Below are 21,876 nucleotides of genomic sequence, written 5' to 3'. Positions count from 1 at the left end.
CCCTTTTTTCTAACGGTGAGAGACAGAGTCACTGAAATAGTCTAAAGAGCTTGGCAGCGTGTCTTGGGACAACAACCAAGCGTAATAGTCATTTTGTCGCACCGTGTATTCTCCCCCATACTCTTCCACGACCTTATTATTAAAGGGCGCCAAACCCAGTGCTTTGCGCTGCGCGGCAAGTGCAGCATAAATCGCCTCCGCGCGGTTAAGCACCTCAGACCAGTTATTCCGATTGAGTGCAAAGCGTTTATCCAGGATTTCTAAGTTGATAAGCGAGCGTATCGGATCGCCCCGGCGGCCATGCACCACTGCCCAAGCGGCTGCGTTCATGTGAAGCTCCCATTCGATAGGCATGGCCGGATCTTCCAAACCGTATAGCTCGCGCAATAATTCGGGGTTATCGCTCTCGGTACTTTCACCGAACGCGTAATGCTGGCCGTACATCTGGTAAAAAATTTCATTGATGGCCTCAACAGAGCCCTGCGCAGCGGCAAACTTTTTGAGGCTCAGAGTCTGATGCTCCTGCTTAATAAAAGCGCGGTGTACCTGGCTGTGATCCATTTCTTGCAGTTCGGCTTCGGTAAAAGGTGCTCGCATCGCAAGCTTGTTGGCTAGCGCCAAGGTGGCGTAGGCGTCGTTGTTAGCTGACATCTGTTGTAATGCTTCCAGCGGATAGTCGCTATAAATGGCGCGTTGCTGCGAGTCCAGACCTCGCTCGTTATACAGCTGGGGACCCTGTTGGTTTGCGAATTCTGTCTCATCCTTTAGCGTGGGCGGTGGTAAGCGGGGTTCTATATCGGGGGACGAAACCGGTACTGACGCCAACGAGGGGGCGCTCGCCGGGCCGGGCGCGAGACTTGTCTTACTACCGCGAGCAGTCCCCTCAGGCGAAGGGTCGGGCTGGCTGGGGGTGACATACCAAGCCACGGCGCCCACCGCGAGCGCGACTGCAGTGACCATTAATGGAAAGCGGGATTTGCGGTTCATCCTGACCTTGTCCTTTTATTTTTATGGCAAATAAGTAGCCTAACACAGGCAGGAACTACCGAAGTGGCATAGCGCTGAGCTGTGAAGGCCACAAGTCATCCTATTGTAAAAGGGGCCAAAGTGGGATCAACCTACAGTTCGCTCTCGGTACTCCACACCTTCATGGTCTGGGCGGCAATCAGGCGGCAGCCGTTTTCGGTGTTCACCCAGGTGCGCATATAGTGATAGCGATTGGCATGGCGCGGGCCGTCGCTAAACTTGTCCACCGTGGATAACCCGTAAATCACCGCTGTGTCGCCCTCGCGAATAACTGTTACGTCGGTCTGCTCGCGGGATTTAGGGGATTGGTAATCATCGCCCAGGCGTTCAAGCAGCATCTCGCGGGTTTCGTCCAGTACCGCATGGTTGTGAACCCAGACAAACTGTTCGGCGACACGCTCGCGAATCCAGTCCAAGTCCGGCTTGCGCAGAGCCTGCTCGTATTGGTAATCCAGAATTTTGAGAGCCTCTGCCTCCAGACAGTCGGCGTTACTCCCATGGGCGAGGGCGAGTAGCCCCAATAACTTAACAAACATTAGCCTGACCACTATTGAGAATTGGTCAGGCCATATTATACTGGGGGGACAATAAGATCACCCCCGGAGTTTCTATGTTTTCTCGCTTTGCCCCTGTGTGGTTTGCCAGTTTGTGTATCCTCGCCCCCTGGTCACTGGCGGATGCGCTGTCCGACTACCGCGCCCTGTCCCAATCTTTGGCCCAGCAGGATCAAGCCGCGTTTGCTCAAGAGTTGCGTCAGGCGGGCCTGCAAGAGCCCCTTCCGGCTCCGCACACTAACCGGTTCGGCTTTGACCCGGATGCGCCCGACGAGTTTTTTCGCACCCCCGAGGCGCTTCGCATCGGCGATATTATTCTCAGCTATCAAACCCCCTCGGGCGGCTGGTCCAAGCGCACGGATATGAGTGTTAAGCCGCGCCAGAGCGGCCAGATGCTGGGGGTGGAAGAGCACTATATTCCCACCTTTGATAACGGCGCCACCACCACCCAAATTTGGTATCTGGCGCGGCTTTACCAAGCCACCGGCGAGCCGCGTTTTGCCCAGAGCGTGGAGCGAGCGGTGGATTTTATTATCCTCGCCCAGTACCCCGGCGGCGGCTGGCCGCAGAACTTTCCCTTAACCGGCGGCTATCACGATTACATTACCTACAATGACGAGGCCATGGGCAAACTGCTGGAGGTAATTGATGCCGCGGCCCACCAGCGCGAGCCCTTGCAGTTTGTCTCGGATACCCTGGCCCAGCGTGCCCAGGACAGCTTTGCCCAAGGGGTGCAGGCGGTGCTGGATACCCAGGTGATTGTCGACGGCAAGCGGACCATCTGGGGCGCTCAGCATCACCATGAAACCCTCGAGCCTATTAACGCTCGCAAGTTTGAGCCGGTGGCATTGGCCACCGCCGAGAGCGCAGAGCTGGTAAAGTTATTAATGAGCTTGGAAAACCCTGGCGAGCCCCTTAAGCAGGCCATAGTCGCCGCCCACGACTGGTTTAAAGCCAACCGTTTTTACGGTTACTCGTGGGAGAAAGATAACGACGGCCACAACGTATTCATTGAACAAGAAGGCGCCGGGCCGCTGTGGGGTCGCTTTTGCGAAATTGGCACCAACAAACCGGTGGTGGGCGATCGCGATGGTTCAGTGCATTACGATGTGATGGAAATTTCCCAGGAACGCCGCGACGGCTACGCCTGGTATACCGACAAACCCCAGAAAATTCTCGACGCCTTTGCCGCATGGGAAAAGCATCACCGACCTTAATTGACTGCGGGCGCGGGGATAGTTGCGCGTCGACCGTTCCCCGTATCCCGTCCGCCGTGCCATAATGCCGGGCCATTCTAATCCGGTATGACTGTGCTAACGCTTCCGCCCCTATCTCTGTATATCCACATTCCCTGGTGTGTGCGCAAATGTCCCTATTGCGATTTTAACTCTCACCAGGCAGATCAAACTCTGCCCGAATCCGACTATGTCGCCGCTCTGGCGAGCGATTTAGACGCCGATGCCGAGCTGGCCCAGGGGCGTAAAATCAGCACGATATTTTTTGGCGGCGGTACCCCCAGTTTGTTTTCCGCCCAGGCGATTGGGCAGATTCTGGATCACGCCGAGGCCACCATCGGCTTTGCGCCGGATATCGAAATTACCCTGGAGGCCAACCCCGGCACCTTTGAGCAAGACAAGTTCTCGGGTTTTCGCGCCGCCGGAGTCAACCGGCTTTCTATCGGGATTCAGAGCTTCGCCGATGCCCAGTTGCAAGCGCTGGGGCGCATTCACGACGGCGCGGCGGCGCACAAAGCCGTGGCCACTGCCCGCGCCGCTGGTTTCGACAACCTAAATCTGGACTTAATGCACGGCCTGCCGGGGCAAAGCCGCGCTGCAGGCATGGCCGATCTGGCCACCGCCATCGACTTTGCCCCCGAACACATCAGCTGGTATCAGCTGACCATTGAACCTAACACCGTGTTCTACAGCCAGCCTCCCACCCTGCCCGAAGAGGACACCCTGGCGGATATTCAGGACGAGGGGCACGAAAAACTGGAAGCGGCCGGGTATAAACGCTACGAAGTCTCCGCCTATGCACGCGGCCCGCGTGCGCGCCACAACATTAACTACTGGCAGTTTGGCGACTATCTGGGCATTGGCGCGGGCGCCCACGGCAAAATCACCCTGCCGGATAGCGACACCATTGTGCGGCAGTGGAAAACCCGCCAGCCCGAGCATTACCTGCAAGCTCAGCGAGGCCCGGGGCGTTTTGCCAACCCTTTTATTGCCGGGCGTGAACCGATAGAGCCCGAAGCGCGGCCGCTGGAGTTTTTGCTCAATGCTCTGCGCCTGGTCGAAGGCTGCGATCCGGCCCTCTACCCGCGGTATACCGGGCGGGCACTAAAAACCTTACAGCCCCAGTGGCAGGCACTGCAGACCCAGGGTTTGCTCAAACCCTTAACCGAGCGCATCGGCACCACTGAGTTGGGGCTGAGGTTTTTAAACGAGGTTTTGGGTCGGTATTATTAACCTTGCAATAAAGTCGATCATCCTGATCGACTTTAGGGAACCTTTATTGTCGCCTTTGAAATACGGGCGCAAGTACGCGGACTTTCTGGTATTACAACGGCTCGCGACCGGCGTAGCGCCGGCGTGTCCGTGCACCGCGTTTTAACCCGGCAAAGTCAATTGCCGGCTTGAGAGATAGCAAACCTGCGCGACACTGCTACACTTAAGGCTTCGACACTGACAGGCGCTATTTTCACTCGATGCTGGCCATATCCCGCTATACCCGCAACAACCCCATTGCCGCTCGCCTGCTCGGTTTGATTATTCTGTGCAGCTCGCTGATCACCCTGATTGCGATAGTGCTGCAGCTTTACACCAGTTTTAACGACGATATCTCGGCATTGGAAAAACGTCTGGATCAGGTGCGTGCCAGTACCCTTGCCAGTATTACCAAAAGTGTTTGGGGGTTTGATCAAGAGCAGCTGCAAATCCAGGTAAACAGTGTGCTGGATGTCGCCGATGTGGTTAAGGTCAAAGTCGACTGGCTGGACTGGAATAACGAGCACCAGGTGATTACCGCTGCCGAGGCCGATATGACCGAGCAGCGAGTCGCGCAAAACCCTTCGCGCTTTTTGGTCAGAACTTACGATTTGATTTACCAGGATGAAACCACCCAGCCGCAAAGCCTGGGCACCTTGACCATAACCGCGAACCTATCGGGTATTTACGACCGCTTGTGGGAGCGGGCGCTGTTTATTGCGCTTATTCAGGGTACTAAAACCCTGATCGTCTCCATTCTAATCTTGTGGCTGGTTTACACCCTGCTAACCCGGCATATGAACACCATCGCCCACTATGCCCGGCAGTTAAATCTGGATAACCTGGCTACGCCTCTCAGACTTAAGCGCGAAAAAACCGACGCCCGTCTGGATGAGCTGGACAATGTGACCGATGCGATTAATCACATGCGTGAGACTTTACTGGACGACCTGGAAAAGCGTCGCACGATGGAGTTGGAGCTAATCGCCGAGAAAGAACAGCGCTTGGAAACCCGGCGCCAAAAACTGGCGGCGGAGAACGACAGCCGCGCTAAAAGCCAGTTTTTAGCGACCATGAGTCACGAGATCCGAACCCCCATGAATGGCGTGATCGGCATGCTGGAAATGCTGCGCGACACGCCCCTGGACGACAACCAGCAGCACTATTTGGATGTGATTCACCGCTCGGGCGAAACCTTGCTGGAAATCATCAACGACATTCTCGACTACTCCAAAATTGAAGCGGGCAAAATGCAGCTCGAGATGGTCGAGTTTGACCTGCACGCGCTGGCCGAAGATACAGTGCAGTTGTTTGGCCCCGGCGCCAATAAAAAACGTATTGAACTCTACTGCTATATTGCCGCCGATGTGCCCCGGCGCATTCAGGGCGATCCCACCCGGCTGCGGCAAATTATTATTAACCTGATGGGCAATGCCTTTAAGTTTACCCAGCACGGCTGTATTTCCCTGCGGTTGTGTATGGCCGAAAAGTCCACCCAGCGCCAACCCAAGCTTCACTTTGAGGTAACCGACACTGGCATAGGCATTCGCTCTGAGGTGCAGGAACATCTTTTCGATGCGTTTAACCAGGCCGATAGCGCCACCACCCGCAATTACGGCGGTACGGGTTTAGGGCTGGCCATTTGTAAAAGTTTGTCTGAATTAATGGACGGTGATATCGGCGTGCGTAGCCGCAAGGGTGAGGGTTCGCAATTTTGGTTTACCGCCCATGTTAAACCGGCGCTGGAACCTTTGGTGCAAGTGGTGCCTGGCGAGTTGGCTGGGCAGCATCTGCTATTGCTTGAACCTGCCACGGCCATGGCGCGAGCCATTGAGAAAATCTGTGCCCAGTGGCAGCTGGAGGTCACCTGCGTACCCGGCTCAAGCAAAGCGCTGGAGCTTATCGGCGAGCAATCGTTCGATATGGCCTTAGTGTGTCAGCAGTTGCCGGTTATGTCGGGGCTGGAGTGGATAGCGCAGATGCGCGAACATTCAAGCGCAGCAAAACTGCCGGTGGTGCTTTTAACCGGCTCCGATGCGCCGGTGGACGTGGATACCCAGGCTCGGCTGGGTATTGCCAAGGTGTTGCGTAAACCCCTGCTGCCCAGCCAGCTGCTGTCGGCCCTGTGCACGGCAGCGGGGCTGGAATCCGCACTATACGAGGCCGCCGCACCGACTGAGCAGGCCGGCCCTAAAGCCGGGCTGACACACTTAAAAGTCCTGGTGGCCGAGGACAATAATGTTAACCGTATGGTGATTAAGGGCTTGCTGGGGAAGCTGGGCATTACCCCGGATATTGCTGAGGACGGGGTGCAGGCCCTGCAGGCCGTGCGCGAGGCTCAAACCCTCTATGATCTGATTTTAATGGATTGCGAAATGCCCGAAATGGACGGCTTTGAAGCCACTCGGGCGATTCGTCAGTACGAGCGCGAGCAAAAGCTGCCCGCCACCGCCATTGTGGCGTTAACGGCCCACGCGCTGGAAGAGCACCGCGAGGCGGTTTTTGCCGCGGGAATGGATCACTTTCTGTGCAAGCCCATTACCCTGCCCACTCTGAGCGAAGCCTTGGATAAGCTGGGACACGGGCTGAGTGAGGCAAATCTGCCCCGAACATAGTCGATGGCAATAGCGCTTATAGTTCCCGGCCGCTTGATCGCTTTGCGTCCAGTCCTTATTATGCTGCCAATGCCCCGTCAGAGACGTTTGCGCTGCAACGGCCCGGGCGGGACACCACGCTTGTATTAAGCGCGTGTGCCCCCATATACCCGAACAAGCACACTTACATACACCCTATTGCGGACCTGGAGACGATTTCACTATGAGTAACGACGCCATTGTTCACGTTACCGATGATTCATTTGATGCGGAAGTATTGCAGTCCGATCTGCCTGTTCTGGTAGATTACTGGGCGGCCTGGTGCGGCCCCTGTAAAATGATTGCCCCGGTTTTGGATGAGTTGGCCGATCAGTACGCTGGCAAGCTGAAAATTGCCAAAATGGACGTAGATGCCAACAAAGAAACCCCGGCCAAGTTCGGCATTCGTGGTATTCCCACGCTGATCATCTTTAAAGGCGGCAACGCCGAAGCGACTAAGGTTGGCGCCTTAAGCCGTGCTCAGCTGGTCGAGTTTATCGATTCGTCGCTGTAATTTGGTCCTCTTGCGCAGGCGGCATTACGCCGTCTGCGTGAAGTTTTGCACTTTCAGATTTTTATCGCTATACTCCAAGCACCTGTTACAGCTCTCGTAAAGCTCAGCCCAGTATCAGCGTCACACACCCGCCAGATTTGGGCCGGCAAACAGATTCCCTGAAACTTTCCACACCTTTAGGACACCTACCCCTTTAGGAAGATGGCTCTGGAAGACAGTTCCGTGGGTAATCCAATTCAGCGCGAGTTTGTAACAAAAACGTAATTGCAGTTTGCGTCACAAAACAAGAAGATACGCGCAAACCCAATTGGCGCCCCTAAGGCCGCCCAATCATTTTACTAACCTGTTAACGCTTTCGACCGGTTTAACAGACAAACCATTCAGGCATTAGCTTCCTGCATAAACTTTTCAATTAACCAAGTCCAACTGTATGAACCTTACCGATTTAAAAAAGAAACCCATTGAAGAACTGATTGATATCGCCCGCGAAATGGGTCAGGAAAACCTCGCCCGTTCGCGCAAGCAAGACATCATCTTTAATATCCTTAAGCGTCACGCCAAAAGTGGTGAAGATATTTACGGCGATGGCGTGCTGGAAATTCTGCAAGACGGCTTCGGCTTCTTGCGATCGGCTGACAGTTCATACCTGGCGGGGCCGGACGACATTTACGTGTCGCCCAGTCAAATCCGTCGCTTCAACCTGCGTACCGGCGACACCATTGCGGGGAAGATTCGCCCCCCTAAAGAGGGCGAGCGCTACTTTGCCCTGCTCAAGGTTAACGAGATTAACTTTGACAAGCCCGAAAGCTCCCGCAATAAAATTCTGTTTGAAAACCTCACCCCGCTCTTCCCCGACAGTCGCCTCAAGCTTGAAGCCGGTAACGGTTCTACCGAAGACTTAACCGGTCGAATCATCGATTTGATTAGCCCCATTGGTAAAGGTCAGCGCGGTTTGATTGTCGCCCCGCCCAAGGCGGGTAAAACCATCATGATGCAGAACATCGCGCAGGCCATTACGCGCAACAACCCCGAGTGTCACCTGATTGTCCTGCTGATTGACGAGCGCCCCGAGGAAGTGACCGAAATGCAGCGCTCGGTGCGCGGCGAAGTGGTTGCCTCTACCTTTGACGAGCCGCCGGCCCGTCACGTGCAAGTGGCCGATATGGTGATCGAGCGCGCCAAGCGTTTGGTTGAGCACAAAAAAGACGTCATTATTCTGCTGGACTCTATTACCCGTCTGGCGCGCGCCTACAACACGGTTATTCCGTCGTCCGGTAAAGTGCTGACCGGTGGTGTGGATGCCCACGCCCTGGAGCGTCCCAAGCGCTTCTTCGGTGCCGCGCGTAATATTGAAGAAGGCGGTAGCCTGTCTATTATCGCCACCGCCCTGGTGGATACCGGCTCGAAAATGGACGAAGTTATTTACGAAGAATTTAAAGGCACGGGTAACCTCGAACTGCATCTGGACCGTAAAATCGCCGAGAAACGCACCTATCCCGCCATTAATGTGCGTCGCTCAGGTACCCGTCGCGAAGACCTGCTGATGAAAGAAGACGAGTTGCAGCGTGTATGGATTTTGCGTCGTCTGCTCAACGATATGGAAGACGTTGCCGCTACCGAATTCTTGGTGGATAAGCTGAAAGACTTTAAAACCAATGATGAGTTCTTCCTCTCGATGAAGAGAAAGTAATCAATCGGTGAACGGTTGACCGTGAACGGGGAACGTAAAGAGTTCCCCGTTTTTCGTTATACTTTTCGTTAACCCGTAACCCGTAACCCGTAACCCGTAACCCGTAACCCGTAACCCGTAACCCGGACACTCCATGAAATACACAGACCTTCGCGATTTTATTTCCCAGCTTGAGGCGCGCGGCGAATTGGTACGCGTCAGCGCCGAAGTCGATCCCTATCTGGAAATGACCGAAATCTGCGATCGCACTCTGCGCGCCGGTGGGCCTGCAATATTATTTGAAAACCCCAAAGGCTATGACATTCCGGTGCTGGGTAATCTGTTTGGCACACCCGAGCGAGTCGCCCTGGGGATGGGCGAAGACTCGGTTCACGAGCTGCGCGAAATTGGCAAATTACTGGCGTTTTTAAAAGAACCCGAGCCCCCCAAAGGCTTAAAAGACGCCTGGAATAAAATGCCCATTTTCAAGCAAGTGCTGAACATGGCGCCCAAGGTACTTAAAAAAGCCCCTTGTCAGGAGGTTGTACACGAAGGCGATCAGGTGGATTTAGATAAGATTCCGATTCAGACCTGTTGGCCCGGTGATGCTGCACCCCTGGTTACCTGGCCATTGGTGGTCACCCGTGGGCCCCATAAAGAGCGCCAAAATTTGGGTATTTACCGAATGCAGAAAATCGGTAAGAACCGTTTAATTATGCGCTGGTTAAGCCACCGTGGTGGCGCTTTGGATTTTCGCGAATGGCAGCAGGCGCATCCCGGCGAGCCTTTTCCTGTGGCGGTGGCCCTGGGCGCCGATCCGGCGACAATATTAGGGGCGGTGACACCGGTTCCCGACACTCTAAGCGAGTACGCCTTTGCCGGGCTTTTGCGCGGCGATAAAACCGAGGTGGTTAAAGCGGGCGACAATGAGCTGCAAGTACCTGCTTCGGCCGAATTTATTCTAGAGGGCCATATTGCTCCGGACGACATGGCGCCCGAGGGTCCCTACGGCGACCATACCGGTTACTACAATGAAGTTGACTCGTTTCCGGTTTTTACCGTTACGCGTATTACTCACCGGCGCGATCCGATTTATCACAGCACCTACACCGGCCGCCCACCGGATGAACCCGCCGTGCTGGGGTTGGCTTTGAACGAAGTATTTATTCCCCTACTGCAAAAACAGTTTCCGGAAATTGTGGACTTTTATTTACCGCCGGAAGGCTGCTCCTACCGGATGGCGGTAGTGACCATGAAAAAGCAGTACCCAGGTCACGCCAAGCGGGTGATGATGGGCGTCTGGTCTTTTCTGCGCCAATTTATGTACACCAAGTTTGTGATCGTTACCGACGACGATGTTAACGCCCGCGACTGGAAAGATGTGATCTGGGCCATCACCACCCGAATGGACCCGGCCCGCGACACTACTTTGGTGGAGAACACGCCCATCGATTATTTGGACTTTGCCTCCCCGGTGTCCGGGTTGGGCTCCAAAATGGGGATGGATGCCACCAATAAATGGCCGGGCGAGACGGACCGCGAATGGGGTGAACCTATTGTGATGGATCAGGCGGTTAAAGACCGGGTGGATGCACTCTGGGACAGCCTGGGACTCGATCAGCGTTAATAATTGCTAACAAGGTTGTCACCTTAGTGAGCGCAGTTTATCGTTAAGACCCCTGCTGTACCCATTGCTATAACTTACAATAACGGAGAAATACCATGCGATCGTTTACCGCGCGGTTGGCCCTAACCGCCGCCCTACTCACCGCTGCTTTACCCGCCCTTGCCGAACAGTTTAGCGTACTGCTGTTTACCAAAACCGGTGGTTGGCACCACAAGTCGATTAACGCCGGTGTGGATGCTATGCAGGAAATGGCCGAGCGCCATCATTTCAAGCTGGACTGGCACGAAATGTCTAACGTGTTTGCCGACGACAAGTTAAAAGCCTATGACGCTATCGTGTTTTTAAACACCACCGCCGATATTCTGAATGACGACCAGCAGGCCGCGATGGAGCGGTTTATTCAATCGGGCAAAGGTTTTGTGGGTATCCACTCGGCGTCCGACACCGAATACGATTGGGACTGGTACACCAAGATGGTGGGGCGCACCTTCCACATTCACCCGGCCATTCAAACCGCCGAGGTAGAAGTACTGAACCGCAAGTTTCCCGGACTTGAGCGCATGCCCGATCGCTTTTTATGGACCGATGAATACTACGAGTTTGGTGCCGAGCGTATTGATAGTTTAAATTATATTCTCGCGGTGGACGAAGACACCTACGACCCGGTCGCCGACTGGGGCCAGGTGGCGGGTAAAGGCATGGGTTTTCATCCCATTGCCTGGTACCACGAATACGATGGTGGCCGCGCCTTTTACACCGGCCTGGGGCATATGCCTTCTACCTACGAAGATAAAATGTTCCTAGAGCATATTTACGGCGGTTTGTACTGGGCGGCAACGGGTAAGGGCTTACGTAAAAAATAGTTGCCCTCACGTTAAAAACCCGCTGCAAAGCGGGTTTTTTTGTAGCCTAGATAACGTGTGCCACGTGAGAACTAGCGTCGGGCGATAATCCACACGGCATGGATAATTCCGGGAAGATAGCCGCAAATCGTCAGCAGTATGTTCAGCCAAAAGTGTAAACCAAAACCCACCTGCAAAAAAACGCCCACCGGCGGCAGTAGAATGGAAAGAATGAGCCGAATAATATCCATGAGTTAATTCCTTAAACGTTAATCATTTTTGAGTGCGCCGTCCGCCATTAACCCGACAATCATAGTTGCCGGGTTAATAGGGCGGCGCTTGTCATTAAGCGACCTGACGGTCGTGTTTACCTTCCGCAAGCTCTTCTAACACCTTCGCGTTAAAGTCTTCCAAGTCCTCAGGACTACGACTGGTAACCAAGCCTTTGTCCACTACCACCGATTTGTCGTGCCAGTTGCCACCGGCATTGACCACATCATCTTTCACGGTGGGGTAAGAGGTCAGATCACGACCATCGACAACACCCGCACTAATCAATACCCAGGGGCCGTGGCAAATCGCCGCGACAGGTTTGTGTTGCTTAAAGAAGCTGCGGGTAAACTCCAACGCCGATTTATCTCCGCGCAGGGTGTCCGGGTTAAATAAACCGCCTGGAAGTATCAGCATGTCATAGTCGTCGCTCGATACGTCATCCAGTACTTTATCCACTGGGTAGTCTTTACCCCAATTGGTTTTAGCCCAAGCGGTAATCTCGCCGCTTTTTAAAGACACAATGTCGGTTTCGACACCGGCGGATTTGAGCGCCTCGCGCGGCGAGGAAAGCTCTGACTCTTCGAAACCGTCGGTCGCTAAAATTGCTACGCGTTTACCTTTTACCGAATTACTCATATCTACCTCCTGAAATTCAGTGGTGTTCACTAAGGTAGTAGCAAAGAGTGGGCCGGTTTAATAATAGGTGTGTGGGGCGGATAAAGCCGTCTGTTTGACGGATTTTTTAACGAAATAAGTGCAGTCTTTGCAAGGCTGGGTGAGGTTTTACAAAATATTTTTTTCCAGCCACTGACGGGCGTCATCCATGTGCTGAAATATCGCGGTAGCGCCACTAAAGTCATGCCCTTGGGAGTATTCGTTTTCAACCACTAAACAGCGCAAGCCGCAGGCGAGGGCCGACTGCAACCCGGTGGGGCTGTCTTCAATGGCGACGCAGTCGGAAGCGATTAGCCCCATTTTATCCAGCGCGTGTTGGTATACATCCGGTGCGGGTTTGGCGTTCACGACATTGTCGCGACAGGCAACGATGGAGAAGTAGCGCTCAAAACCGTGCTGTTCGAGGGTGGGTTTTACTTCGGCAAACGCAGCACCTGTGGCTATCGCGGTTTGCAGGTTCTGCGACACGACCCATTCCACGCACTCGCGAGCACCGGGAATCAGCGGACAGGCTTCTTTACCCAAGCTTTCGCGGGTGGCTATTTCGCGCTTGGCGAATAATTCATCCGCGCTCAAGGGGATGGGGTAGTGGTCGACCAGATACTCGGCGTTAAAGTGAGTCGGCACGCCGGCTAAATGCTGTTTGTACTCGCGCTCGGAAAAGTCGATCCCATAGGGCTTGAGAATATCCACCCAGAGGCCGTAGTGTTTGCGTTCGGAATCTACCAGGGTGCCATCGTGGTCGAAAATAACGCCTTTGATCATCGTTTAAGCCTTGTGTAAAAGGCGTCGATTATATCATGGGCATAAAAAAGGGCCGCTTTGCGACCCTTTTAGCGTGTGTGACTAGTGGGGTTTACTCGGCCATATCGCCCACTTTAAAGCCGCTGCCACTGACCACTTTAGCCTCGGCATAGGCGGCTTCGACATTGGTCAGCTCAATGGTGCCCAGGGTATCGTAAGTGACTTTGAGTACCGCCCCGGTGGCCGGGTCTTTGATTTCGCGGCCTTTGCGCTTAACAGTAAGGGTATCGCCACTGACAAGGCCCGCACCGCTACCGGCGTTGAGAATAATATCGTTGCCAGCGACGTCGGCCAGGAGCACCGGCTGGGCGTTCGCTGCGCCTCCTATGCCACCGCCTTCCAAGTCGGCGTTGGCCAGCTTGCGGGTCAGTTCCTCGATGGCGCCGCGCATGGCCTCGGTGGCGTGTTTTTCATTCCAGCCTTCACCGCCGCCAAAGCCGAACACCCGCACATTCATGGAAGCCTTGTCACCACTTCCGCTATCGGCGAACACAATGCGGGCGGTATTAACGTCCACCAGGCGAATATCTACGGTGGCGTAGTAGCCTTTTTTGCCCACATGGACGCCACCACCGCCACCGCCGGATCGGCTGTCGCCGTATTCGGTTACGGCGCCGGTTACGATGTATTCAACGCCAATAAGCTTGCCGATTTGCGCCGCTGTGCTGACGTCCATGCGTCCGGATTGCCCCAGGTCTTGCTCGTCCAATACGGCGTTTAACTGATCGCGCTCGTATATGTCGAATTCGGTGCCTTTCACCAGCGACGTCGTCAGCATATCGGCCGCACCCCGGCCCAACTCCCAGCCGCCGTGCTGGCTTTTATTCTCAAAATCAACCACTGCAATGCGTGGCGCGGCCCAGGAGGCGGGTACAAGTACCAGTGCTAGCAGTATAAACCCCAGTTTTTTCCAAATGTTGTGATGCATAGTCCTTAATCCTTGCGTTTTGCTGAGTAGTTTTTGTATGGCCATATTAGCAGCTGATTGCGGCAGTTTCAGTGACGCTTCACCACAAAATCGGATGGATGCCATGTTTACGGGGACGAGTGGCGGTGTACAACGGGGGTACCTGAATTCAAAATAGGGGATAAGATTGAATGGAGATGGAGTATGAAATCGCTGGCTGTGATTGTGATCGGCTTAATCGTCAGTTGGGTGTTTACCGACGTTCGTTCCCCAAGCGGCTTTTACAACTTATTTATGCCCCTGTGCGGGGTGTTGTTTTTTATTGCGCTGATGGTCTGGGCAGCTTTCGCCCTGGCGGCGCACCGCTCGGGCGGTAGTGGCAATCCCAGCGCTTACGATATCTTGGACTCCCACGATCATACCGGCGGCGATGGCGGCGCCGGGGGTGATTAACAGATAAAAAAATGGGTAGCCGGGGAGGCTACCCTTAAATCCGATATCATGAAGCTATCGGGGGAAGAAAGCGTTTAAGCGAGTTGTCGTATTGTTTGCTCGGCAACCCGCCTCTCTAAGTTGTTACCATTTTGTTCAGCGTTCAGACCCGTTCTCCGTTTCCCCTCTACCGTGCCCCGTAGTAGAACCGGTGGCGGCGCATCCCTGTGCCGCGATACTGCCATTATCAGCCTAGAGGGGCTCACCGGAAGCGTTAAACAGCAATCAGGACTTTGCCGTTTTCAATTTTTACCGCGTAGGCGGTGACCCTGATGTCGGAGTTCTCCAGGCACTCACCGGTCCTTAAATCGTAATGTTCTTTGTACAGCGGTGAGGCGACGCAAATGTGCTCGCCCTGGGTGCCGATGATGCCGCGCGACAATACGTTGGCTTTGCCAATGGGGTCGTAGTTGTCGATGGCAAAAACTTCATCCAACTTGCCGACGTAAAAAACTGCGATCTGTTTGCCGTTAATCAGGGCGCAGACACCGGTATCGGAATCCAGCGCGTTTTTGTCACAGACTTCTATCCACTGGGTTTGTTGTTCGTCACTTACTGCATTTGCACTCATTATCTGTTGCTCCTTAAGCCGTTACTTCGACGGCGGGAATTTGGTTCTCGCGCTCTTGTTCGTTGGCGGGGCGGCGCTGTTCGCGCTCGACCACATAGGCCAGGTTGCTGTCGGTTTCGTCGCTGTTAACGAAATGACGGAAGCGCTTGAGTTTCTCGGGGTTCTCGATAGTGGTTTTCCACTCGCACTGGTATTTGCCGATGTTGCTGGTCATTTCGTCTTCCAGCTCTTGGGCAATATTCAGTTTGTCATCGATCACCACTTCGCGCAGATAATCCAAACCGCCTTCCAGGTTTTCCAGCCATACCGAGGTGCGCTGCAAACGATCGGCGGTGCGGATGTAGAACATCAGTACCCGGTCGATGTATTTCACCAGAGTTTCGTCGTCCAGATCGGTGGCAAACAGATCGGCGTGGCGCGGACGCATACCGCCGTTACCACACACATACAGGTTCCAACCGTTCTCGGTGGCGATCACGCCAATATCTTTGGACTGCGCCTCGGCACATTCGCGGGTACAACCGGATACGGCAAACTTCAGTTTGTGAGGCGAGCGCAGGCCCTTGTAGCGGTTCTCCACGGCGATTGCCATGCCCACACTGTCCTGCACGCCGTAACGGCACCAGGTGCTGCCCACACAGGATTTAACCGTGCGCACCGATTTACCGTAGGCGTGGCCCGTTTCAAAGCCGGCGTCTACCAGTTTTTTCCAGATCTCGGGCAGCTCGTGCAGTTGCGCGCCGAACAAGTCGATGCGCTGGCCACCGGTAATTTTGGTGTACAGGTCGTACTCTTTAGCAACCTCACCCAAAACGATTAATTTATCGGGGGTGATCTCGCCGCCGGCAACCCGAGGCACAATAGAGTAGGTGCCGTCTTTTTGCATATTGCCCAGGTAAATGTCGTTGGTGTCCTGCAAGCCCATGTGCTTGTCTTCCAACACATAGTCGTTCCAGAAAGACGCCAGAATAGAACCCACAGTCGGTTTACAAATTTCACAACCCAGGCCGCCATTACCGTGGCTGTCTAACAGTTCATCGAATGACTCGATTTTTTTAACGCGGACAATATCGGCCAGCTCGGCGCGCGAGTAGTTAAAGTGCTCGCAGAGGTGGTTGTTCACTTCCACACCCAGGTTCTTCAGCTCGTTGTCCATCACGCTTTTTACCAGCGCGGCGCAGCCACCGCAGCCGGTTGAGGCTTCGGTTTTTTCTTTAATGTCGCCCATGGTGCAGCAACCGCCCTGTACCGCATCGACGATATCGCCTTTGGTGACATCCAGGCAGGAGCACAACTGCGCGGTATCGGGCAGGGCGTCCACACCCATGGCGGCGCCGGCACTGCCGTCCGAGGCGGGCAGAATTAACTGCTCGGGTGCTTCGGGTAAATCCATGCTGTTAACGCACATTTGCTGCAAGGTGCCATAGGCTTCTACATCGCCCACCAGCACCGCGCCCAATAATTTTTTGCGATCTTCGCTAACAATTAAGCGTTTGTAGACTTCGTTGACGCCGTCTTCGTAGGTGTAGGTTTGCGCGCCGGGAGTGCGCGCATGGGCATCGCCCACACTGGCAACATCCACACCCAGCAGTTTCAGCTTGGTGCTCATATCGGCGCCGGTAAATTCTTCTTTGCCGCCATCGATATGCGACAGCGCCACTTTGGCCATTTGGTAGCCGGGTGCTACCAGGCCAAAAATTTTGCTGTCCCACAGGGCACATTCGCCGATGGCGTAAATGTCTTCGACCGAGGTGCGGCAATAGTTATCGATGACAATACCGCCGCGCTCGCCCACATCTATGCCGCAGTTGCGCGCCAGTTCGTCCTGGGGGCGAATACCGGCCGAGAACAAAATCATGTCGGTTTCTAAATAACTGCCGTCGGCAAATTCCATACGGTAGCGATGTTTCTCGCCGGCGGTGATGTTTTTGGTGTTCTTTTCGGTGTGAACATTCACATCCAGCGCTTCAACTTTGCGGCGCAGCAGGTTACCGCCGCCCTCGTCCAGCTGTACGGCCATCAGACGCGGGGCAAATTCCACCACGTGAGTTTCCAAGCCTAGGTTTTTTAACGCATTGGCCGCTTCCAGGCCCAGCAGACCACCGCCGACCACAACCCCTACTTTGCTTTCTTGGGCAGACGCGGTGATGTCTTCCAAATCTTCAATGGTGCGGTAGACCAGGCAGTGGGGCTGATCTTTGCCGGGAATGGGGGGTACAAACGGATACGAGCCTGTGGCCAGCACCAGCTTGTCGTAGCGCTCTACTTTGCCCGAGGCGAGCTTCACGGTTTTATTGTCGTGATCAATGTCCACGACCTTGTCGTTCAGGGTGTAAATCACACCGGCACTTTGGTAGTGCTCTTCGCTGGTCAGCATTAAGTCATCGACGGTCGAGCCGGAAAAATAGCTGGACAGCTTTACCCGGTCGTAGGCCAGGCGCGGCTCTTCCGAGAAGGTCAGAATTTCGTAGTTTTCGGCATTGTCACTGTTGATCACACTGTCGATAAACTTGTGACCGACCATGCCATTACCGACGACGATTACGCGTTGTTTACTCATGGCTTTCTTCCTCTGCTAATACGGTTTAGGCGCTTAGGCTCTGATGGTGCCCTGCGTCTTTTAATTGTGATTCGATGGATTTAAGTTGCTGAGCCAGGTTCACGACCTCGCCCACCATAATCAGGGCCGGAGACTTCACGGCGTGTTCGGTAACAGCATCGCTTAGCTCACCTAGCGGTGTGGTAATAACGCGCTGATTGTCGCGGCAGCCGTTTTCGATAATCGCCGCCGGTGTGTCGCTGCTAAGGCCCGCGCGGGTTAACTGCTCGGCAATTAAACCGGCGCGGGTGACGCCCATATAAAACACCAGGGTGTGGTTTAGCCCCGCCAGGGCCTGCCAGTTGAGGTTCAGCTCTTTCTCGCCGTGGCCGGTGACCAGGGTGCAACCCTGGGAGACACCGCGATGGGTCAGCGGAATATCCGCCGAGGTAGAGCAGCCAGATGCAGCGGTAATGCCGGGAATCACTTCGGCCTCACAGCCGGCCTGGCGCAGTTCTAACAACTCTTCACCGCCGCGGCCGAATACAAACGGGTCACCGCCTTTAATACGGCACACGTTCAGGCCGCGCTGTGCGTGTTCCACCAACATTTGGTTTAAATCACCTTGGGCGACGCTGTGGCAGTTTTTCACCTTGCCCACATAAATGGCCGGGGTGTGCTTGGGGAATAGCTCGCGAATTTCGCTGCTAACCAACTGGTCAAAGAAAATAACGTCCGCGCGTTCAATTGCGCGCACGGCTTTTACCGTCAGCAAGTCGGCATCACCGGGGCCCGCACCTACCAGCCAGACCTTGCCCTGATTATTCGGGGCCTTGTTCGTCAGGCTAATGATCGAAGCGGCTTTTTGTGTGCTGTGGTTGTGCATGGTGCAATCTCATTTGGATTCTGAATTCAGCGCTCGTTCGCTGAGTTGACTTACCCATGGTCTGAGCAAAGAGAGTGCCAGACGCCGGAATTTTTTTGATAAAGTTATTTAGCTTAAAGAAAACAAGGGGTTATCGATTTATTTTGCGGTCCTTGACAAGGCAAGGACATTTTTTAATCGCCCCGGAATGAGGCGTTATGCACCACCAGGTGCACCGATATGGTTTTAAGTGGGCGTCTTGGGGTGTGTCCAAATTGGTGCGTTTTAGGCTTTATTTGAGCGTATTGTTTTTGGCTTGCACCAAGTTGGGCGGGTTGCCCTCTCGTCAGGGCGAGTAAAGGCCTGATGGTATACAATCACAAATGGTGGTTTGTAACTTGCAGCGCACTTGCCTTCAAACGTGGGATATTTGATGTTCCCAAACCGCAAAACTAGGTAGAAAGGTGTTATGGCTTCTCCGCACGCTCTGGTAGATCAGTTTGGTCGCACAGTCAGTTACTTGCGCATGTCGGTTACCGACCGCTGTGATCTGCGCTGCGTGTACTGTATGGCCGAAGACATGACCTTTCTGCCCCGCCACGAAGTGCTTAGCCACGAAGAAATGCTGCGCTTGGCCGGCGCCTTCACTCGCCTGGGCGTGACTAAACTGCGCCTCACCGGAGGCGAGCCACTGGTGCGTCAGGGCATTGTGGATTTAGTGGCGCGAATGAGCCAATTGCCGGGTTTGCAAGAGCTGTGCATGACCACCAACGGCACGCGCCTGGAGCAATTTGCCGATGACTTAAAAACCGCCGGTCTCGACCGTATTAATGTCAGTCTGGATACTTTGGACGAGGAAAAATTTCGTGCACTTACCCGCTTTGGCAAAGTTGAGAAGGTTTTGGCGGGCATTCGCGCCGCTCAACGTGCGGGCTTTAAACGCATTAAAATTAATTGCGTGGCGCTTAAAAATCGCAATGCCAGCGAAGTCGTCGCCCTGGTGGACTACGCCCTAAACGAAGGCTTAGACATCAGTTTTATTGAAGAGATGCCCCTGGGCAAGATCGACAGCCACGGCCGGGCGGCGGAGTTTATTTCCAGCGACGAGCTGCGCGAAATGATCGGCGAGCGTTTTGCGCTCTTACCCAGCAGTGCTAACTCCGGTGGTCCCGCGCGGTATTGGATAAGCCCGGGCTATGAGTCGCGCATTGGCTTTATCTCGCCTCACAGCCAGAACTTTTGCGCCAGTTGCAACCGTGTACGTATGACCGCCACCGGACGCCTGTTGCTGTGTTTGGGGCAGGAGCACAGCGCCGATTTGCGCGCGGTGCTGCGCGATAACCCGGGCGATGACGCCATTTTAGAGCGCGCCATAATCGATGCCATGGCTCTTAAACCCAAAGAACACACCTTTGATTTAGACGCCGACGAGCCGCAAATTGTCCGCTTTATGAATACCACCGGCGGCTGAGTAGTGGGCTATCCGCAAAACTAGTGTCCTGTCCGAGAAGTTCGCTGCGCTAAAACGCCCAGCTCTGCGTTGGAAAAACTTGAAATAGCCCCACTATTTCTGCGTTTTCCCGTCTTGATCTGGTCATTTTGGCTGTGCTCCTTTGTCACCTAATTTCACGTATGGCCCACTCGCGACGGTATCCGCGTTATCATCATCTTCTTTTTCATTGCCCAAAAACAGAGTTTGCCATGTCTGCCAGCGATACATTTGTTCCCCTTGATATCTCGGTGTTAACCGTTTCCGATACCCGCACCCGCGAGACCGACACCTCGGGCGAGGCCCTTGTGCAGCTATTGGGCGGAGCGGGCCATACCCTGGCCGCACGCGAGCTGGTGCCCGATGACATTTACCAGATTCGCGCGGTCATCTCCCGCTGGATTGCCGAACCCGAAATTCAGGTGATTCTGATCACCGGTGGCACCGGCTTTGCCGGGCGCGATTCCACCGTCGAGGCGGTGACGCCTCTGTTTGATAAAACCGTGGACGGGTTTGGCGAGCTGTTTCGTCAGGTCTCTTTTGACGAGATTGGCACCTCCACCATTCAGTCTCGCGCCACGGCCGGGCTCGCCAACCGAACTTTAATGTTTTGCCTGCCGGGCTCTACCGGCGCCTGTAAAACCGGCTGGGGGATTATCGAATCGCAGCTGGATGCCCGGCATAAACCCTGTAATTTTGTGGGCCAGTTGGTATGAATGCGCCTTTAAGCCTCGACCAAGCGCGCGCGAACCTGGTAGAGGCGGCGTACCGCAGACGTGTAACCGACACGCTCGAGGTGCCCTTGGATCAGGCTTTGGGCCGCATTCTTGCCGTCGATGTACACGCTTCAATGGACGTGCCCCCCGCCGCCAACAGCGCGATGGATGGCTATGCCCTCGCCTCGGCGGACGCGCAAGCGGGCAATGAGTTGCGTGTCAGCCAAGCCATCGCTGCGGGCGGCGTGGCCCAACCGCTGCAGCCCGGCACGGCCGCGCGTATTCTTACCGGCGCCGAAATACCCGCCGGTGCGGATGTGGTGATTATTCAGGAAAATACCGAGCGCGATGGTGATACCATCCGGCTGCTTGAAGACGCCTCACGCGGAGATAATATTCGCCCTCAGGGGCAGGATATCCCTCGGGGTCAGCGAGTTTTACCCGCCGGGCACCGCCTGCGCCCGCAGGATATGGGGCTCTTGGCGTCGGTGGGTTGCGTTCAGGTATCGGTGCGGCCCCGCTTGCGAGTAGCCGTTCTGTCTACCGGGGATGAACTGGTCGAGCCTGGCCAGGCTTTGGGGCCCGGGCAAATCTACAACTCCAATCGCCCCATGATTGCGGGGCTGTTGAATGAGTTGGACGCCCAGGTGGTACTAACGCAGCAGGTAAATGATACCCCCGAGGCCACCCGGCAAGCTTTAACGCTGGCGGCCGAGCAGGCGGATGTGGTACTGACCTGCGGCGGCGTGTCGGTCGGTGATGAAGACCATGTTAAGGCAGCGATTGAGTCCCTGGGCGAGTTGAGCTTCTGGAAGGTGGCCATGAAGCCGGGTAAACCCCTGGCGTCGGGGCGCGTGGGTGAGGCAATGTTTTTGGGGCTGCCCGGTAATCCGGTCTCGGCGTGGGTGACCTTTCAGTTATTGGTGCGTCCGGTTTTGCAAGTTCTGTCGGGGCAGGCGGCCACTGAGCTAGTGCGCTGGCAAGTGCCGGCCGGCTTTGAGCGCGCCGGTGGCGGCAGGCGCGATGAATACGCGCGCGGGCGTTTTACCGATACCGAAGTGACGATCTATCCGCAGCAGAGTTCGGGGGCACTGTCATCGGTGGCTTGGGCCAATTGCCTAGTGCATTTGCCGGCGGGCGAGTCGGTTCAAACGGGCCAGCCGCTTACCGTTTTACCCTTTATGCAATGGTAGG

The 21,876-nt window shown here is 54.9% G+C and carries 20 protein-coding genes; 11 read left to right on the top strand and 9 right to left on the bottom strand.

Features of this window, described 5'->3' with window-relative positions; all coding sequences use genetic code 11:
* Window positions 1–9: 9 nt before the first annotated feature.
* Window positions 10–987, bottom strand: coding sequence for a hypothetical protein (locus M6D89_RS13955; RefSeq protein ID WP_253968698.1), 978 nt, complete (start codon window positions 985–987; stop codon window positions 10–12).
* 131 nt (window positions 988–1,118) lie between these two features.
* Window positions 1,119–1,562, bottom strand: a complete 444-nt coding sequence (locus tag M6D89_RS13950) for a nuclear transport factor 2 family protein (protein WP_253968697.1) — start codon at window positions 1,560–1,562, stop codon at window positions 1,119–1,121.
* A 74-nt stretch (window positions 1,563–1,636) separates the two neighbouring features.
* Between M6D89_RS13950 and pelA the strand changes: the two genes are divergently transcribed.
* From pelA to M6D89_RS13915, 7 genes are all read left to right on the top strand, one after another.
* A complete protein-coding gene (gene pelA / locus M6D89_RS13945; RefSeq protein WP_253968696.1) occupies window positions 1,637–2,797 on the top strand; it encodes a pectate lyase in 1,161 nt (386 codons plus the stop codon).
* 87 nt (window positions 2,798–2,884) lie between these two features.
* Window positions 2,885–4,048 (top strand): radical SAM family heme chaperone HemW, encoded by a 1,164-nt coding sequence (hemW, locus tag M6D89_RS13940; RefSeq protein ID WP_253968695.1) that lies wholly within the window; start codon window positions 2,885–2,887, stop codon window positions 4,046–4,048.
* A 239-nt stretch (window positions 4,049–4,287) separates the two neighbouring features.
* The gene (locus M6D89_RS13935) at window positions 4,288–6,681 is read left to right on the top strand and encodes a response regulator (protein WP_253968694.1); all 2,394 of its coding nucleotides are present in this window, start codon (window positions 4,288–4,290) and stop codon (window positions 6,679–6,681) included.
* 202 nt (window positions 6,682–6,883) lie between these two features.
* Complete coding sequence (gene trxA / locus M6D89_RS13930; protein WP_253968693.1) at window positions 6,884–7,213, top strand: thioredoxin TrxA; 330 nt, start codon at window positions 6,884–6,886, stop codon at window positions 7,211–7,213.
* Window positions 7,214–7,643: 430 nt separating this feature from the next.
* Window positions 7,644–8,903: a transcription termination factor Rho gene (gene rho / locus M6D89_RS13925; protein WP_253968692.1), complete on the top strand. Its 1,260-nt coding sequence runs from the start codon at window positions 7,644–7,646 to the stop codon at window positions 8,901–8,903.
* 133 nt (window positions 8,904–9,036) lie between these two features.
* Window positions 9,037–10,509: a 4-hydroxy-3-polyprenylbenzoate decarboxylase gene (gene ubiD, locus M6D89_RS13920; protein ID WP_253968691.1), complete on the top strand. Its 1,473-nt coding sequence runs from the start codon at window positions 9,037–9,039 to the stop codon at window positions 10,507–10,509.
* A 95-nt stretch (window positions 10,510–10,604) separates the two neighbouring features.
* A complete protein-coding gene (locus tag M6D89_RS13915; RefSeq protein ID WP_253968690.1) occupies window positions 10,605–11,372 on the top strand; it encodes a ThuA domain-containing protein in 768 nt (255 codons plus the stop codon).
* A gap of 71 nt (window positions 11,373–11,443) precedes the next feature.
* Here M6D89_RS13915 and M6D89_RS13910 read toward each other — a convergent pair whose 3' ends face one another.
* From M6D89_RS13910 to M6D89_RS13895, 4 genes are all read right to left on the bottom strand, one after another.
* Complete coding sequence (locus M6D89_RS13910) at window positions 11,444–11,602, bottom strand: YqaE/Pmp3 family membrane protein (RefSeq protein WP_253968689.1); 159 nt, start codon at window positions 11,600–11,602, stop codon at window positions 11,444–11,446.
* Window positions 11,603–11,696: 94 nt separating this feature from the next.
* Window positions 11,697–12,260, bottom strand: coding sequence for a type 1 glutamine amidotransferase domain-containing protein (locus tag M6D89_RS13905; RefSeq protein ID WP_253968688.1), 564 nt, complete (start codon window positions 12,258–12,260; stop codon window positions 11,697–11,699).
* A gap of 147 nt (window positions 12,261–12,407) precedes the next feature.
* Window positions 12,408–13,064 (bottom strand): HAD family hydrolase, encoded by a 657-nt coding sequence (locus M6D89_RS13900; RefSeq protein ID WP_253968687.1) that lies wholly within the window; start codon window positions 13,062–13,064, stop codon window positions 12,408–12,410.
* Between the two features lie 91 nt (window positions 13,065–13,155).
* Window positions 13,156–14,031 (bottom strand): CsgG/HfaB family protein, encoded by an 876-nt coding sequence (locus M6D89_RS13895; protein ID WP_253968686.1) that lies wholly within the window; start codon window positions 14,029–14,031, stop codon window positions 13,156–13,158.
* Window positions 14,032–14,214: 183 nt separating this feature from the next.
* Between M6D89_RS13895 and M6D89_RS13890 the strand changes: the two genes are divergently transcribed.
* Entirely contained in the window at window positions 14,215–14,463 is a 249-nt protein-coding gene (locus M6D89_RS13890; protein ID WP_253968685.1) for a hypothetical protein, read from the top strand.
* Window positions 14,464–14,716: 253 nt separating this feature from the next.
* On the opposite strand, the gene nirD is transcribed toward M6D89_RS13890, so the two are convergent.
* From nirD to cobA, 3 genes are read right to left on the bottom strand one after another with little or no spacing between them, the layout of a single operon-like run.
* Complete coding sequence (gene nirD, locus M6D89_RS13885) at window positions 14,717–15,073, bottom strand: nitrite reductase small subunit NirD (RefSeq protein WP_253968684.1); 357 nt, start codon at window positions 15,071–15,073, stop codon at window positions 14,717–14,719.
* A 13-nt stretch (window positions 15,074–15,086) separates the two neighbouring features.
* The gene (nirB, locus tag M6D89_RS13880; RefSeq protein WP_253968683.1) at window positions 15,087–17,633 is read right to left on the bottom strand and encodes a nitrite reductase large subunit NirB; all 2,547 of its coding nucleotides are present in this window, start codon (window positions 17,631–17,633) and stop codon (window positions 15,087–15,089) included.
* A gap of 25 nt (window positions 17,634–17,658) precedes the next feature.
* A complete protein-coding gene (cobA, locus tag M6D89_RS13875) occupies window positions 17,659–18,498 on the bottom strand; it encodes a uroporphyrinogen-III C-methyltransferase (protein WP_253968682.1) in 840 nt (279 codons plus the stop codon).
* 448 nt (window positions 18,499–18,946) lie between these two features.
* Here cobA and moaA point away from each other — a divergent pair, with 448 nt between their 5' ends.
* The 3 genes from moaA to M6D89_RS13860 all read left to right on the top strand — a co-directional run bounded on the left by moaA (window position 18,947) and on the right by M6D89_RS13860 (window position 21,875).
* A complete protein-coding gene (gene moaA, locus M6D89_RS13870; RefSeq protein WP_253968681.1) occupies window positions 18,947–19,948 on the top strand; it encodes a GTP 3',8-cyclase MoaA in 1,002 nt (333 codons plus the stop codon).
* Window positions 19,949–20,178: 230 nt separating this feature from the next.
* Entirely contained in the window at window positions 20,179–20,682 is a 504-nt protein-coding gene (gene moaB / locus M6D89_RS13865) for a molybdenum cofactor biosynthesis protein B (RefSeq protein WP_253968680.1), read from the top strand.
* Complete coding sequence (locus M6D89_RS13860; RefSeq protein ID WP_253968679.1) at window positions 20,679–21,875, top strand: molybdopterin molybdotransferase MoeA; 1,197 nt, start codon at window positions 20,679–20,681, stop codon at window positions 21,873–21,875. The genes moaB and M6D89_RS13860 overlap by 4 nt, the downstream gene beginning before the upstream one ends.
* The last annotated feature ends 1 nt before the right edge of the window (window position 21,876 follow it).

Origin of the sequence: Gilvimarinus xylanilyticus (assembly GCF_024195295.1) — a bacterium.
GTDB lineage: Bacteria > Pseudomonadota > Gammaproteobacteria > Pseudomonadales > Cellvibrionaceae > Gilvimarinus > Gilvimarinus xylanilyticus.
The sequence above is the reverse complement of the archived record's forward strand: the minus strand, read 5'-3'. Positions and strand labels throughout refer to the sequence as shown.